Below are 14,215 nucleotides of genomic sequence, written 5' to 3' on the forward strand. Positions count from 1 at the left end.
CTCGATCATGACGATTCGGTCACATAGCGCAACGCCGCCCCCGACCCGCCGGGCAGCTGCAGATCCTCGGCGGTCTGGATCGTCGAGGCGATCGAGTACTGCGAAGCGAGCAGGTTCAGCGCAGCGGCCGCAGTGGTACGGGCGAACTCCGTGCGCATCTCGTCCGGATCACCGATCGCTGAGATCACGTACGGCGAGACCAGCGGCTGCAGGTCGACCAGGATCGCATCGCCCGCCGTGCGGATCGCCGTGCGGGAGGTGAGTCGGTGACCATTGACGGCGATCGCCTCGGCGCCGGCCGCCCAGAGCCCGTTCACCACGATCTGGACGTCACCGTCACGGACGCGTTCGTTCTCCGTGCCCGGTTCGCCCTGGGCCGCGCGTTCGGAGTCCTCCATGGTCACCTGCACACCGGGCCCGTGTACCGCCGCCGTCCCGGCCCAGATGGCCAGCGTCGCGGTCTCTTCCAGCAGTGCCTGCGCCTCCGGCCCGAGCAGCGCGCCCTGCAGCTCGGTGATCTCGGCCCGCAGCTGCTCGTTCTCGGCGAGCAGGTCATCACCCACAGCGGAGCGCTCCCGCAGCTCATCAGCGAGCACGCTGGAGGCACTGGTCACTCCCCCGGTGGGCACCCGCAGCTCACGAGCGGCCCACACGCAGACGAGCCCGAGCACCACCGCCAGAGCGAACTGCAGCGCCCGACCGGCCACCGTCGGTCGTTTGGCTCGGCCGGTTCGCCGGTCCTCGGCCGCGGCCGCGTACCCCGGGTCCAGGGGACGCTCGATCACCTCGTTCAGCAGGGTCATCGAGGCATCCACCCGCCGGCCGGTCGCGGTCCGGAGCGCGCCCGGCGCCTGCTGCGACCTCATGCGGTACTCCCGGTGCCCCCTGTGCCCAGCCGTCTCCTGTGCCACGCCACCACCTGGCGGAACTGGTTCAGGTAGATCAGCCCAGCGGCCCAGTACAGGTACACACCCCAGAGGGCGGCGGCCCAACCGGTGATCCAGGCGATCGTCCCCACCGCGCCGTCGATATGCGCAAGCAGCAACAACGGGAAGGCATACATCAGCGCGAACGTACCGGCCTTACCGGCCACGTGCACCGGAAACCCGGTATAACCGCGCCGCATCATGTACGGCAGGCTCGCCCCGACTGCCACCTCACGAGCCACGATCGCCGCCACCAGCCACCAGGGAATGATCTCCTGGTAGGCCAGTCCGACGATGGTCACGAAGATGAACAACCGGTCCGCGAACGGATCCAGGAGCCGGCCCAGCTTGGACGTCTGGTTGAACCGCCTCGCGATCACGCCATCGAGCCAGTCGCTGGCGCCGGCCCCGATCAGCACGACGAACGCCGCCACCAGATGACCCTGCACGATCAGCACGCCCACCACCGGCACCAGCAGGAGGCGGATCAGGGAGATGACGTTCGGGACGGTGAGCACACGATCGCTGACCGGTTCGGCGGCAGGGCCGTCTGGGTCGGGGTCAGGGCTCGAGCTCACGCCGCGACTCTATGCGATCGGGGTGGCACCGTCCCAGGCGATAACGCGATCTGGGACACTGGCACCATGCTGCTCGCCTTCTCCATCGCGCCGCTGGGTGCCGGGGAGTCCGTGACCGACGCTGTGGCGGACGCTGTCGCCATCGTGCGCGAGTCCGGTCTGCCCTACCGGCTCGACGCGATGTTCACCACGGTGGAAGGCGACTGGGACGAGGTCTTCGACCTCGTCCGCCGCGCCAGCGACACCCTCACCGCGCGCGGGCACCGGGTCTCGCTGGTGATGAAGGCCGACATTCGCCCGGGCCGCACCGGTGAGCTGACCGGCAAGGTCTCCCGCGTCGAGACCGAGCTGGACCGGCGCGGGGGCGAGCACTAAGCCGTGGAGCTGCTCACCGGAAGCGGGCTCGCGATCTCGGCTGGGCTGAACGCCTACGTCCCGCTGCTGCTGGTCGGGCTGCTCGGCCGGTTCACCGACCTGGTCGCCCTGCCGTCCCAGTGGGCCTGGCTCGGCACTGATGTGGCGCTGATCGTGCTCGGGGTCCTGCTGCTGGTGGAGGTCGTGGCGGACAAGGTCCCCTCGATCGACCATGTCAACGACCTGTTGCAGACCGTGGTGCGACCGACCGCGGGTGGCATCGTGTTCGCTGCGGGGAGCTCAGCGGGTGAGGCGGCGATCACCGCGACCGACCAGATCGTCAATGCCGACACGGTCCTGCCGGTGGTAGCCGGGGTGCTGCTGTCCCTGGTCACCCACCTGGCCAAGGCCGGCCTGCGGGCAGGGGTGAACCTCTCCACCGCCGGGGTGGGGGCTCCGGTGGCCTCCACAGTGGAGGACGTGTTCTCGGTCTCGCTCTCCCTCGTGGCCCTGCTGCTGCCGCTGCTCGTCCTGGTCGCGGTGGTGGGCGCCGTCGCGATGCTGGTCGGTGTGCGCAAGCGACGACGCCGACGAGATAGGTTGAGGACGTGATGTTCGCCGATGTTCCTCCTCCCCGATGGCGGTCGGACACGGCCATCGTGCCAGTCGACGATTGCCAGGAGGCGAGATGAGCCAGCCCGAGCGCAGCCGGATCGGCCGCGATCGCCGGCTCTGGCGGCTGGGGACGCGGCAGATGATCATCACCCTGGTGCTGATCCTGATCATCAACCTCGTCGCTCGCCGGATGGGCCTGGGCTTCGGCGGCAGCATCGTGCTGTGTGCGGCCGTGGCCTTCTCCTGGCCGTTCGTCGCCACCTGGTGGAGCCGGCGCCGACGCTGAGGTGGCGTCACCGGCCGGCAGGCTCTTGCGGGCCAGGTCGTTCGTCCGGGGGCGCCTCGTCCACCTCGCCGGTCAGATCCGGTAGCGCGATCCCGCCCGGGTCGGTCGGGTACTCGGGACGCTGGTAGTACGGGTCGGCGCTCTGCTCGTCCGGTCCGCTGGCCGGTGCCTCCGCCGGCGGGGGGCTGCTCGGATAGGCGCCGCCCAGGTAACCGCCGCGTGCTGTGTGCGCCTCCCAGTGCGGGACTGGCTCGCCGGGTTCGGGCGGTGTCTCCTGCTCTCCGGGCCGATCGGCATCCTCGTGCCGATCCCGGTGTTTGCCGTGACCCACGCCGCGCATCGTTCCTCCTCGGTCGGTGCTCTCCTCAGCATCGACCGCGGTACCGCCGCCGTCAACTGCACAGCGCCGGCGAATCCTTCGGCTACTCCCCTACCTGGGCGCTGATCGCCACCTGCCCGCCGGTACTGCGCACTGCGACCTGGTGGACCCGCAGCCCCCCGACCAGGTAGCCGCCGAGCTCGATCCGCCGCCCCTCCCAGGCCTGCAGGTGCCGAGCCACCATCGCCAGCCCCATCGACACCAGCCGGTTGGCACTGGAGACGCTCAGGTCGGTCAGGGTGAGCACCAGGGCTTCGTCCACCGTGGCCGTTCCGCGGCCCTCCACGGTCGCGCTGAGGATGCCGCGGCGCACCGATGCGCGCACGCGCACCTCGGCCCGGCTGGTGCCGGCCGCTTCCACCTGGAGCTGCACACCGGTCAGGGTGAACCCGCGCTCGGCGAGCATCGGCCCGCCGATGGCGAGCACTCCCGCCTCCAGGTCCGCTATCTGCGCAGCAACCGAGACCTCGCCATCGGGGCCACCGCCAGCTCCACCGCCGGGCTGCGGTACGAGCCACAGGATCCCCGCTCCGTCGCTCACCCACGCGGCCGGCACTCGGCGCAGCTCACCGCGCACCTGTGCGCGCACGCCACCCGCGGTCAGCGGGTCGGCGAGCACGCTCACCTGGTCCACTGTCACCGGGGTTCCGCCGGCCGCCGGTATCTCACTGGGTATCGGATCGATCTCGGCGCCGCTGAGGTCGATGCTCACGGCATCGATGTGCTCGGCGGTGGCACCGCTGGCAGAGACCGCCACCCCCGCAGCCGCCCGCGGACGCAACAGCTGGACGAGGCCCTCGGTCAGTCGCTGGGACAGCTCGGCATCGGTGGTGGGCACGGGGCCCGGCGAGAACGGGAGCATGGCACCTCAGTTGCGGTATGTGCGAACACGGAGCGGCCGGCGTCCGGCCCGCCGATAGCGTACGCAGGCTCAGGGCACGTTCGCCGCAGCCGCGCTGAGCAGCTCGACGTAGTCCTGCAGTCCCCAGGTGAGCGATAGCGCCGTCGGCGGGGACATCGCCGCGATCAACGGGTCTCCGGTCACGTTCGCCACCGCTCCGGTCGCGACGGCGGGGATCGCCTGTGCGTAGGACTGGTCCAGGAAGGCTTCGACTTCTTCGTCCGTGGAGGCGTAGTTCACCACGAGGTCCGCCTCCAGGCGGTCGGTCTGTTCGTAGGAGAGCCCGTAGAGGAACGTGTCCCCGCCGGTGTCCAGCTCTTCCACCGCCGGTGCGGAGACCAGGCCGAGGTCCAGCAGGAATCCCACCCGCGCATCGGCCGGCTTGTAGACGTAGAACGTCCCGCCCACGTCCCAGACTGCGGCCACAGTGAGCCCGTCCAGCTCCGGGTGGGCTTCGGCGGCCTCAGCGAGCTGGCCGTCCAGGTCTGAGACCAGTGCCTCGGCCTCCTCGGCCAGCCCGAGCGACTGTCCGACGATGTCGATCACGTCCCGCCACGGTGTGGTCCACGCCTGGTCCGGGTAGGCCACTGTCGGTGCGATCTCGGAGAGCAGCTCGTACTGGTCCTCGGTGATCCCCGAGTACGGGGCGAGGATCAGGTCCGGCTCCAGGGCGTCGATGTCCTCATAGGCAGGCTCCTCCACCGTGGCCGGGATCATCGTCGGGGCCACGCCCTGGGCGTCCAGCTCCTCGGCCACCCACGGCAGCAGACCCTCCTCGTCCACGGCGTAGGTCTGCGCCTCGATACCCACCGGCGCGACGCCGAGGGCCAGCGCCGCCTCCGTCGCCCCCCAGCCGAGGGTGACCACCTGGGTGGGTTCGGCGTCGATCGTCGTGCTCCCGAACGCGTGCTCGATCTCCACCGGTGTCCAGTCGCCCTGGCCGCCGGTGGGCTCCTCGTCCGAGCCGTCCTCGGCGCCGGCGCAACCGACCAGGAGGCCGGCGGAGGCCACCAGTGCGGTGCCTGCGGCGAAGGTGCGTCGGTTCACTTAGATCTCCTCTGTCGTGCGTCGGGTACGGCTGACCGGAACCACCATCGGTGTTCCGGTCACGGGGTCGTCGATCACCTGGGCGGTCAGGGTGAACGCCTCCTGCACGACGGCGGGAGTCACCACCTCTGCAGGGGTCCCCGGTGGCCAGCACGCGCCCGTGCTGCATCACCACCAGGTGGTCGGCGTAGCGTGCGGCCAGATTCAGGTCGTGCAGCACCATGACCACAGTGGTGCCGCGTTCGGCGTTCACCGCGCGGAGCAGATCGAGCACGTCCAACTGGTGGCTGACGTCCAGGAACGTGGTCGGCTCGTCCAGCAGCAGCACGCCGGTGTCCTGGGCCAGGGCCATCGCGACCCAGACCCGCTGCCGTTGCCCGCCGGAGAGGGAGTCGACCTCCCGGTCGGCCAGGTGCAGCGTGTCGGTGCGGGCCAGCGCGCTGGCGACGGCGGCCTCGTCCTTGGCGCTCCACTGCCGGAACCACTGCTGGTGCGGGTAGCGCCCCCGCGCCACCAGGTCGGCAACGGTGATCGACTCCGGTGCCACCGGTGACTGCGGCAGGATGCCCAGCAGCTGGGCCACCCGACGGGCCGGAAGTTGATGAATCGCCTCGCCGTCCAGCAACACCTGCCCGGAGACCGGCTTCAGCAGCCTGGCCATCCCGCGCAGCAGCGTGGACTTGCCGCAGCCGTTGGCACCAACGATCACGGTGATCTCACCCGGGGGCACGGTCAGGTCCAGGTCCGTCACCACGGCACGGGTGTCATAGGACAGGCTGATCTGCTGGACGCGCAGTTCGTGCTGGGTGCTCATCGAGGGCTCCTTCGCATCGTTCCGGTGGCCAGCAGCCAGAGCAGGTAGGGGGCACCGATCACGCCGGTGACGATCCCCACCGGGACCTCGAGCCCGGTGAGCAGGTGTTCGCAGACCAGTTCGGCACCGAGAACCACCACGGCGCCGACCAGCGCGGACGGCAGCAGCGTGGGGCCGGCGGCCGGCAGGAGACGGCGGGCGATCGGTGCGGACATGAACGCGACAAAGGCGATCGGGCCCACGAATGCGGTAGCCAGAGCAGCCAGCGCCACTCCGAGGGTGAGTATCAGCACGCGCGTGGGCCCCACTCGCAGGCCGAGACCTGCGGCGGTCTCGTCACCGAGCTGCATCGCGCGCAGCCGCCAGCCCGCGTAACCGGTCAGCGGGAGCAGCCCGAGCAGCCCGAGCGCGAGCACCGCGACCGAGCCCCATCCGGGGGTGCCGATCGAGCCGACCATCCAGACCAGCGCGGAACGCACATCCTCCACCTGGCTGCGGGTCACCAGGTAGCCGATACCGGACTGGCAGACGAATGCCAGCCCGACGCCGACCAGCACGAACCGGTAGCCGCTCAGCTCCCCGCGCCAGGAGAGCAGCAGGATCGCGGCCGCCACCACGGCGGCTCCGGCGAACGCTGCGACCGAGACCCAGGCGCCGGTCAGACCGGCGAACAGGATTGCCCATGCGCCGGCGAGCGAGGCTCCGCCGGTCACGCCGATGATGTCCGGGCTGGCCAACGGGTTCCGCAGCACTGTCTGGAACAGGGCGCCGGACAGCCCGAACGCCACCCCCACGCCGACTCCCATCACCAACCGGGGCAGCCGGAGCCGAACGGCGAAGGACCGATCAGCATCCGCGCCGAGCAGGTACGCCACGTGCTCGGTGACCTCGCCCAGGCCGACTCCCCAGAGCAGGGTGAGGGCCGCCACGGCGAACAGGATCGCCACCAGGGCGCCGGTCACCAGCCGGTAGCGGGACCTCGCCCCGGCCCGGAGCTGCTGCACCGGCGACGCGCCAGTGTCCACGGCAGTCATACCTGCACCAGCCGAACCCGGCGGATGATCGCGATCATCACCGGTGCTCCGACGGCGGCCACCACCAGCCCGGCCTCCAGCTCATCCCGTGGGATCACCACCCGGCCGATCACATCGGCGGTCAGCAGCAGCGTCGGACCGAAGAGCAGCGAGGTGCCCAGGATCCACCGGTAGTCCGGACCGACCAGCATCCGAGCCAGGTGCGGCACGACCAGGCCGACGAAGACGATCGGGCCGGCGAGCGCCGTCGCCGTGCCGGCCAACAGCACGACCGCAGCGGCACAGATCACCCGGGTCAGGCCGAGCCGCACGCCCAGTCCGCGGGCCAGCTCCGTGCCCATCGCGACCAGATTGAGCTGGCGAGTGGCCACCACGGCCAGCACCAGTCCGATCAGCAGGAACGGAGCCAGCGCCCAGGTGGTGGCCAGGTGGCCGGGGCCGTCGCGGCCCGCGAGAGACCCGACCGACCAGAACCGATAGGTGTTCACCGCGGACGTGCTGGACAGCAGGATCAGCGTGATCACCGAGGTGACCCCGGCGGTGACTGCGGTTCCGGCGAGGGCGAGCGTGACTGGGGTGGCCCCGTCCCGGGCAAACGAGCCGACCAGGTAGACCACCACAGTGGCGATAGCGGCGCCGCCGAGAGCGAACCAGATGAAGCCGCTCGGCCGGGTGATGCCGAAGAAGGTGATCGCCAGCACCACCGCCAGCGAGGCACCGGCGTTCACACCGAGCAGGCCGGGATCGGCGAGCGGGTTCCGGGTGATCCCCTGCATCACGGCGCCGGCTGCGGCCAGGCAGCCCCCGACGAGCAGGCCGAGCAGCGTGCGGGGCAGCCGCTGGTCGATCACGACGTCCTGGCCGTGGTCACCCACCTGGTGGTTGACCAGCGCCTGCCAGAGCGTGCCGAGGTCGATCTCCCGCGAACCGATCGCGAGGCTCGCCACTACGGCGAGCACGAGAACGGTGACCCCGAGCAGCACGGCGACCCTGCGCCGTCGGGCGTATCGGGAGGCTCGCACCGGACGCAGCAACGCCCCGGTCAGATCCGGGGCGGACCGCTCGGCCGGTGCGAGCGTCACTGCCCTTCGGCGCGCCCCTGGCGCCAGTAGCCCATGAACGCCACCCGGCGGCGGCACACGCCCACCTCGGCGACCAGGAACCGGCGCAGCGTCTTGATCATCGCGGCCTCACCGGCGAACCAGGCGTAGAACTCGCCACCGCAGCGCTCCCCGCGACCGCAGGCATCGGTCGGCTGCACCTGCAGCACCGGGGAGTCCCAGAGCAGCTGGGCATCGACGTCCACGTCCTCCAGGGACTGTGGCACCACCGCCTTCGCCGGAGCGATCGAGGTCAGGTGGCGGGCGGCCCACTTCCGCACCGCCGGCACCAGGGCGTGCCCGTGCCGGTGGTCTTCCCGAGCGAGCCAGGTGAGGTCGACGCCCTCGGGCAGATCGACGTCGAGGAAATCGGCGGGGGTGGGCACTTCGATGAAGGCGTGCGCGCGGCGGCCGGGCTCGAGGTCCTCCAGGATCGCGCAGATCGCCGGAGCGGCGGTCTCGTCGCCGGCGAGGAGCATCTCCTCGGCCGCACCGGGCGCCCAGTCCCGTCCCCCGGCAGAGTGGATGGACCGAGCGTCCGGGCCGACGACCACCAGTGGCTCGCCCGCTGTGGCGCGCTGCACCCACCGGGAGGCCGGACCGGCGTCTCCGTGGGCGACCATGTCCACATCCAGCTCCGCCAGCCACGGGCGCACGGCGCGCACGGTGTAGGTCCGCATCGGGCTGCGCTCCTGCTCGGGCAGTGCTCGCCAGTCCTCGTACCAGGTGCCGCGGCGGATCGCGTCCTCGTCATCGGCGCCGACGTCGGTGAGCCGACCCTGCGCACTGGGGAACAACAGCTTGATCCGCTGGTCGTCGCCATCGGTGCCGAAGAACTGCAGCTGCGGGCCGGTGAGGGTGATCCGGGTGAAGTGCGGACTGAGCTGCTGCACCGACCGCACCGTCGCCCCGAACGGGCGGTAGGCGGGGCGATCGTCCTTGGCCGGGGTACCGGGCTGCGCGTCTGCGGACGGCCCGGCCACGGACTGAGGGGTGGAGATGGCCATGGCTGTAGTGAACCACGCCGAGCGTAGATACGTCACGCCCGTGTTTCTTATATCGGCGCAGTTGTGAGGTGTGCCACGCTGTCGCAGCTTGAGACGAGGCTGCTCACTAGGCGGTCGAGGTTGTACCCTCGGGCGAGTCCCCGCGAAGAGAAAGACCAGCGATGAAGCGCACTCCCCTGACCCTGCTCGGCGCCACCGCGCTGGCCGTGACCCTCGGCCTGAGCGCCTGCAGTGGCGATGGCACCACCGATGACGCCGGCGGCGCTCAGAGTTACGACATCGGGATCACCCAGATCGTCGAGCACCCGTCCTTGGACGCCGCGCGCGAAGGTTTCAAGCAGGCACTGGCCGATGCCGGGCTCGAGGTCAGCTACGACGAGCAGAACGCCCAGGGCGATCAGTCCACTGCCACCTCGATCGCGACCACCTTCGCCGGCGATGACCTGGACCTGGTCCTGGCCATCGCAACACCGACCGCGCAGGCGAGTGTGCAGACCATCACCGACGTTCCGATCCTGATCACCGCGGTCACCGATCCGGTCGAGGCGGGACTGGTGGACAGCTGGGAGGCTCCCGGCGGCAACGTCACCGGCACCTCGGATATCAACCCGGTGGACGAGCAGCTCGGCCTGCTCGGCGACATCGCCCCGGACGCGCAGTCCGTGGGCATCGTCTACAGCGCCGGTGAGGTGAACTCCCAGATCCAGGTGGACCTGGCCCGCGAAGCCGCCGACGAGCTCGGTCTGGAGGTCCAGGAGGCCACGGTCACCAACTCCTCGGAGGTGCAGCAGGCGGCCGAGTCCCTGGATGTGGACGCGTACTACGTCCCGACGGACAATACGGTGGTCTCCGCTCTCGAGGCACTGCTGCAGGTGGCCGAGTCCCGGTCGCTGCCGGTGATCGCCTCCGAAGGGGACAGCGTCGAACGCGGTGCGCTGGCCACCTACGGACTGGACTACGAACAGCTGGGCTACCAGACCGGTGAGATGGCGGTGCAGGTGCTCACCGAGGGCGCCGACCCGGCCGAGATGCCGGTGGAGACGCTCAGCGAGCTCTCGCTGATCTTGAACTCCTCGGCCGCCGAACGGATCGGGATGGAGCTGCCCACCGAGCTGGTCGACTCCGCCGACACCGTCTTCGAGTGATGCGCCCGCGATGATCGGTGCGCTGGAGCTGGGCCTCCTCTATGCCCTGATGGCACTGGGGGTCTACCTGACCTTCCGGATCCTGGATTTCCCCGACCTGACGGTGGACGGCTCCTTCACCACCGGGGGTGGCACGGCCGCGATGCTGATCCTCGGCGGGACCTCTCCGTGGCTGGCCACGCTGGCCGGTGCGCTCGCCGGGCTGGCGGCCGGCACGATCACCGGGCTGCTGCACACCAAGGGTCGGATCAATCCGCTGCTGGCTGGGATCCTCACCCAGATCGGCCTGTACTCGATCAACTTGCGGATCATGGGTGCACCGAACCTTCCGCTGCTGCGGGAGGACACCCTGCTCACCCCGTTGCGGGACGCCGGACTGCTCGGCAGCATGGTCGCCGTCGCGATCTTCGGAGCGATCGCGCTGGTGGTCAAGCTGGTGCTGGACTGGTTCTTGCACACCGACCAGGGCCTCGCGCTGCAGGCCACCGGGGACAACGAGCGGATGATCCGCAGCTTCGGAGTGAACACCGACCGGACCAAGATCATCGGGCTGGCACTCTCCAACGCCCTGGTCGGTCTGTGTGGGGCACTGGTGGCCCAGTACCAGGGCTTCGCCGATATCTCGATGGGGATCGGGCTGATCATCGCCGGCCTTGCCTCGGTGATCGTCGGCCAGGCCCTGATCCCGTCCCGGCTGATCTTCTGGGCGACCACGGCCGTGCTGGCCGGCTCCGTGCTCTACCGAGTGGCGATCCAGGCGGCGCTGGAGCTGGGCCTGGACCCGAACGACATGAAGCTCATCTCCGCAGTACTGGTGATCATCGCGCTGCTCCTGCCCCGCTGGTCCCCGCTGCGGCGGATACCCACGCTCCGCTCGCTGGGCCGTTCGGCCGCAGTGGAGCACAGTGGAGGTGGCCGCTGATGCTCGAGCTGACCGACGTCTCGAAGACGTTCTTCGCCGGCACCGTGAATGAGCGGCTGGCGCTGCGGGAGATCTCCCTGCGGCTGGAACCTGCCGAGTTCGTCACGGTGATCGGCTCCAACGGCGCCGGGAAGTCGACGCTGCTGAACATCGTCGCCGGAGCGCTGAGCACAGATCGTGGCACCGTGCGCATCGACGGCGCCGATGTCACCCGGGCACCGGACTATCGCCGGGCCCGCACCATCGGGCGGGTGTTCCAGGACCCGATGGCCGGGAGCGCACCCTCGATGACCATCGAGGAGAACCTGGCGATCGCCTACGCGCGTGGCCGGCGGCGCGGCCTGCGCCGCGGGGTGACCACGCACAAGCGGGACCTGTTCCGCGCCGAGCTTGCCTCGCTCGAGCTCGGCCTCGAGGACCGGCTGAAGACCACTGTCGGTCTCCTCTCCGGCGGGCAGCGGCAGGCACTCTCGCTGCTGATGGCCACCTTCTCCCGGCCGAAGATCCTGCTCCTGGACGAGCACACGGCAGCCCTGGACCCCAAGCGCGCCGAGCTGGTCGCCGGTCTGACCACGGCGGCGGTGGAGCGGCACCACCTGACCACGTTGATGGTCACCCACAACATGGAGCAGGCGTTGCGGCTCGGCACCCGGCTGATCATGATGCACGAGGGTCGGATCGTCGTGGACATCGCCGGTGAGCGCAAGCAACGCGCGACTGTGGCCGATCTGCTCGGCGCCTTCGAGCAGGTCAAGGGTGCCGAGCTGGACGACCGCACGCTGTTGCAGTGAGAGCCGGCGTCTCCCCCGCAGGGTGGAAGACCAGACGGCGCGCCGGTGATTAGGCTGCCCGTCATGTCCACCGCTGCCGTACCCGACTCGCTCAACCGCAGGACCCGGTTGTTCCACTGGCTGAACGATCCGGAGGACCCGCACTGGGAACGCCCGGGGCCCACTCGTGCACAGCGGCGCAACGACGTGCTCGGGATGGTGCTGGCGCTGGCGGTCGGGCTGTTGATGGTGATGTTCGCGAAGTCGTTCGGGGCGCGGCTCGTGGACGAGGCCGCCTGGCGGGCCTACCTGGCCGTCGCCCTGATGGTGTTGCCACTGGCGATTCGGCGGGCGTTCCCGCTGATCACTCTGGTGGTTGCCTCCGTCCTCTTCCTGGCGCTGAGCTACCTCAGCCCGGAGGCGGCCGTCTCGCTGACGTTCCAGGTGGCCTACTTCACCGCCCTCTACTCCGCCGTCGCGTGGGCGCGGGACCGACGGGCGTTGTGGATCCTCAATGTCCTGGTCATCGCCGAGATGGCGGTCTGGTTGACCGTCTCCTTCACCCTGACGAACGCGTTCTCCGGTGAGGACCTGTTCGAGGACGCGGCAGGGCCGATGGCCGCCCTGCCGGCGTACCTGCTGCACACGGCGGTGATGAACTTCGCCTACTTCGTCGGCGCGATGCTGATCGGCCGGAACAGCTGGCGCGGGGCCTTGGAGCGCGGCCGTGCTGATGCTCATGCCCGTCAGCTCGCCGAGCAGGCTGAGGAGCTGGCCCGGCGTGCCGTGGTGGACGAACGGATCCGGATCGCGCGGGAGCTGCATGACGTGGTGGCCCACCACGTGTCCGTGATCGGGATCCAGGCCGGTGCGGCGCGGCGGGTGATGAACCACTCGGCCGAGCAGGCGGCCCTGGCGTTGCGCACGGTGGAGTCGGCCAGCCGGGAGGCGGTCACCGAGATGCGCTCGCTCCTGAAGGTGTTGCGCAGCGACGCCGGTGAGGACCACGGCGACGGCACCCGGCTCCCGGAGCCCAACCTGGCGGATGTCGAGGCCCTGGCCGGCTCGCACGCCGGCACCGGGCTGCAGGTGAGCGTGAACCGGGTCGAGCACTCCCCCGGCGCGTTGGCTCAGGTCCCGGCGCCGTTGGCCCTGTCCGCCTACCGGTGCATCCAGGAATCGCTGACGAACGTCAACCGGCACTCCACCGCCACCACCGCCCAGGTGACCATCCGCACCGGAGGCGAGGGTCCGAAGGGATGGCTGGAGGTAGAGATTCTGGATGCCGGTCGGCCGCGACCAGACACCTCTGGGACCGGGTACGGTCTACGCGGGATCACCGAACGTGCCACCCTGCACCAAGGGGTGGCCGAGGTGGGCCCGCGCGCCCATCACCAAGGGTGGCGGGTACGCGTGCGTTTCCCGGTGTCCCGTCAACAACCGGTGACCGGCGCAGCCGGCGAGAGGACCCTGGCATGACGATTCGTGTGGCACTGGTGGACGATCAGTCGCTGGTGCGCTCCGGCTTCGCGATGGTGCTCTCCGTCGAGGACGACATCGAGGTGATCGGTCAGGCTGCCGATGGCGCCGAGGCGGTGGCGCTGATCGGCAAGGAGCGCCCGGATGTGGTGCTGATGGATGTGCAGATGCCGGTGATGGACGGTATCGAGGCCACCCGGCAGATCGTCGATGCGGACCTGGCCAAGGTGATCATCCTGACCACCTTCGACCGGGACGACTACTTGTTCGCCGCACTGCAGGCCGGGGCGAGCGGGTTCCTGCTGAAGAACGCCGACCCGGACGAGCTGGTCGGTGCGATCCACGCGGTCGCCGACGGACATGCCCTGCTCGCCCCGGAGATGACTGTCAAGGTGATCGCCCGGCTGGCCGTGAGCGAGAACAGCGGCGCCGGATCCGCCTCGGACGGGGCGAGTGCGCCCGGCACCCCGGCACAGGTCCAGCCGCCGGTCGATCCGCTCACCGCCCGTGAGCTGGAAGTGCTCGCCCTGCTGGCTGAAGGCATGTCCAATGCGGAGATCGCCAGCACCCTCTTCGTGGGTGAGGCGACGGTGAAGACGCACGTCTCGCACGTGCTCGCCAAGATCGGAGCCCGGGACCGGGTACAGGCAGTGGTCTACGCCCACCGGGCCGGGCTCACTCGCCCAGCCGGCTGAGCCGACCACGGCCCCACGCCCGGCGACCCGGTCACCTGTGTCCCGGACCTCCGGCTACGCCGCTGGTGCCGCGCCGTCGAGTCGCCGGCCAGGTCGCCTCCGGTGCGCCGAGCAGGTCGCGCTCCACCTGCCAGGGCAGGATCGGAGTCGAGCAGCCAGGCTG

At 70.2% G+C, this 14,215-nt stretch carries 16 protein-coding genes and 1 pseudogene; 8 read left to right on the forward strand and 9 right to left on the reverse strand.

Annotated elements, in window-relative coordinates:
- Positions 1-5: 5 nt before the first annotated feature.
- Positions 6-866, reverse strand: a complete 861-nt coding sequence (locus tag FU260_RS13245) for a DUF881 domain-containing protein (protein ID WP_147917490.1) — start codon at positions 864-866, stop codon at positions 6-8.
- The gene (locus FU260_RS13250; RefSeq protein WP_235912340.1) at positions 863-1,504 is read right to left on the reverse strand and encodes a CDP-alcohol phosphatidyltransferase family protein; all 642 of its coding nucleotides are present in this window, start codon (positions 1,502-1,504) and stop codon (positions 863-865) included. The genes FU260_RS13245 and FU260_RS13250 overlap by 4 nt, the downstream gene beginning before the upstream one ends.
- 66 nt (positions 1,505-1,570) lie before the next feature.
- On the opposite strand from FU260_RS13250, the gene FU260_RS13255 reads away from it, so the two are divergent.
- The 3 genes from FU260_RS13255 to FU260_RS13265 all read left to right on the forward strand — a co-directional run bounded on the left by FU260_RS13255 (position 1,571) and on the right by FU260_RS13265 (position 2,759).
- Positions 1,571-1,879, forward strand: coding sequence for an MTH1187 family thiamine-binding protein (locus tag FU260_RS13255; protein WP_147917491.1), 309 nt, complete (start codon positions 1,571-1,573; stop codon positions 1,877-1,879).
- Between the two features lie 3 nt (positions 1,880-1,882).
- Positions 1,883-2,470 (forward strand): DUF4126 domain-containing protein, encoded by a 588-nt coding sequence (locus FU260_RS13260; protein ID WP_147917492.1) that lies wholly within the window; start codon positions 1,883-1,885, stop codon positions 2,468-2,470.
- A 76-nt stretch (positions 2,471-2,546) separates the two neighbouring features.
- The gene (locus FU260_RS13265; protein WP_147917493.1) at positions 2,547-2,759 is read left to right on the forward strand and encodes a hypothetical protein; all 213 of its coding nucleotides are present in this window, start codon (positions 2,547-2,549) and stop codon (positions 2,757-2,759) included.
- A 7-nt stretch (positions 2,760-2,766) separates the two neighbouring features.
- Here FU260_RS13265 and FU260_RS13270 read toward each other — a convergent pair whose 3' ends face one another.
- The 7 genes and pseudogenes from FU260_RS13270 to FU260_RS13300 form a co-directional block, all read right to left on the reverse strand.
- Positions 2,767-3,099, reverse strand: coding sequence for a hypothetical protein (locus FU260_RS13270; RefSeq protein ID WP_147917494.1), 333 nt, complete (start codon positions 3,097-3,099; stop codon positions 2,767-2,769).
- 82 nt (positions 3,100-3,181) lie between these two features.
- Positions 3,182-4,000: a hypothetical protein gene (locus FU260_RS13275; protein WP_147917495.1), complete on the reverse strand. Its 819-nt coding sequence runs from the start codon at positions 3,998-4,000 to the stop codon at positions 3,182-3,184.
- Between the two features lie 69 nt (positions 4,001-4,069).
- Positions 4,070-5,086 (reverse strand): ABC transporter substrate-binding protein, encoded by a 1,017-nt coding sequence (locus tag FU260_RS13280; RefSeq protein ID WP_147917496.1) that lies wholly within the window; start codon positions 5,084-5,086, stop codon positions 4,070-4,072.
- Positions 5,087-5,900 (reverse strand): annotated as a pseudogene (locus FU260_RS13285) (ABC transporter ATP-binding protein).
- Positions 5,897-6,934 carry a FecCD family ABC transporter permease gene (locus FU260_RS13290; protein ID WP_147917497.1) on the reverse strand — a complete coding sequence of 346 codons (1,038 nt, stop codon included), beginning with the start codon at positions 6,932-6,934 and terminating at the stop codon, positions 5,897-5,899. Before FU260_RS13290 ends, FU260_RS13285 begins: the two are co-directional and overlap by 4 nt.
- Positions 6,931-8,016, reverse strand: a complete 1,086-nt coding sequence (locus FU260_RS13295) for a FecCD family ABC transporter permease (protein WP_235912341.1) — start codon at positions 8,014-8,016, stop codon at positions 6,931-6,933. The genes FU260_RS13290 and FU260_RS13295 overlap by 4 nt, the downstream gene beginning before the upstream one ends.
- Positions 8,013-9,041, reverse strand: a complete 1,029-nt coding sequence (locus tag FU260_RS13300) for a siderophore-interacting protein (RefSeq protein WP_147917498.1) — start codon at positions 9,039-9,041, stop codon at positions 8,013-8,015. Before FU260_RS13300 ends, FU260_RS13295 begins: the two co-directional genes overlap by 4 nt.
- Positions 9,042-9,202: 161 nt before the next feature.
- Here FU260_RS13300 and FU260_RS13305 point away from each other — a divergent pair, with 161 nt between their 5' ends.
- From FU260_RS13305 to FU260_RS13325, 5 genes are all read left to right on the forward strand, one after another.
- On the forward strand, positions 9,203-10,186 hold the full coding sequence (locus tag FU260_RS13305; protein WP_147917499.1) for an ABC transporter substrate-binding protein: 984 nt from the start codon (positions 9,203-9,205) through the stop codon (positions 10,184-10,186).
- A 10-nt stretch (positions 10,187-10,196) separates the two neighbouring features.
- A complete protein-coding gene (locus tag FU260_RS13310) occupies positions 10,197-11,108 on the forward strand; it encodes an ABC transporter permease (RefSeq protein WP_147917500.1) in 912 nt (303 codons plus the stop codon).
- Complete coding sequence (locus FU260_RS13315) at positions 11,108-11,899, forward strand: ABC transporter ATP-binding protein (protein WP_147917501.1); 792 nt, start codon at positions 11,108-11,110, stop codon at positions 11,897-11,899. Before FU260_RS13310 ends, FU260_RS13315 begins: the two co-directional genes overlap by 1 nt.
- A gap of 63 nt (positions 11,900-11,962) precedes the next feature.
- Positions 11,963-13,357 (forward strand): sensor histidine kinase, encoded by a 1,395-nt coding sequence (locus FU260_RS13320; protein WP_147917502.1) that lies wholly within the window; start codon positions 11,963-11,965, stop codon positions 13,355-13,357.
- A complete protein-coding gene (locus FU260_RS13325) occupies positions 13,354-14,052 on the forward strand; it encodes a response regulator (protein ID WP_147917503.1) in 699 nt (232 codons plus the stop codon). The genes FU260_RS13320 and FU260_RS13325 overlap by 4 nt, the downstream gene beginning before the upstream one ends.
- The last annotated feature ends 163 nt before the right edge of the window (positions 14,053-14,215 follow it).

Origin of the sequence: Ruania zhangjianzhongii (genome assembly GCF_008000995.1) — a bacterium.
GTDB lineage: Bacteria > Actinomycetota > Actinomycetes > Actinomycetales > Beutenbergiaceae > Ruania > Ruania zhangjianzhongii.

Excerpts from the sequence above, each read along its gene's own strand:
- FU260_RS13245 (WP_147917490.1), bottom strand. The coding sequence starts at position 866 with ATGAGGTCGCAGCAGGCGCCGGGCGCGCTCCGGACCGCGACCGGCCGG.
- FU260_RS13255 (WP_147917491.1), top strand. The coding sequence starts at position 1,571 with ATGCTGCTCGCCTTCTCCATCGCGCCGCTGGGTGCCGGGGAGTCCGTG.
- FU260_RS13265 (WP_147917493.1), top strand. The coding sequence starts at position 2,547 with ATGAGCCAGCCCGAGCGCAGCCGGATCGGCCGCGATCGCCGGCTCTGG.
- FU260_RS13270 (WP_147917494.1), bottom strand. The coding sequence starts at position 3,099 with ATGCGCGGCGTGGGTCACGGCAAACACCGGGATCGGCACGAGGATGCC.
- FU260_RS13275 (WP_147917495.1), bottom strand. The coding sequence starts at position 4,000 with ATGCTCCCGTTCTCGCCGGGCCCCGTGCCCACCACCGATGCCGAGCTG.
- FU260_RS13290 (WP_147917497.1), bottom strand. The coding sequence starts at position 6,934 with ATGACTGCCGTGGACACTGGCGCGTCGCCGGTGCAGCAGCTCCGGGCC.
- FU260_RS13300 (WP_147917498.1), bottom strand. The coding sequence starts at position 9,041 with ATGGCCATCTCCACCCCTCAGTCCGTGGCCGGGCCGTCCGCAGACGCG.
- FU260_RS13305 (WP_147917499.1), top strand. The coding sequence starts at position 9,203 with ATGAAGCGCACTCCCCTGACCCTGCTCGGCGCCACCGCGCTGGCCGTG.
- FU260_RS13310 (WP_147917500.1), top strand. The coding sequence starts at position 10,197 with ATGATCGGTGCGCTGGAGCTGGGCCTCCTCTATGCCCTGATGGCACTG.
- FU260_RS13315 (WP_147917501.1), top strand. The coding sequence starts at position 11,108 with ATGCTCGAGCTGACCGACGTCTCGAAGACGTTCTTCGCCGGCACCGTG.
- FU260_RS13320 (WP_147917502.1), top strand. The coding sequence starts at position 11,963 with ATGTCCACCGCTGCCGTACCCGACTCGCTCAACCGCAGGACCCGGTTG.
- FU260_RS13325 (WP_147917503.1), top strand. The coding sequence starts at position 13,354 with ATGACGATTCGTGTGGCACTGGTGGACGATCAGTCGCTGGTGCGCTCC.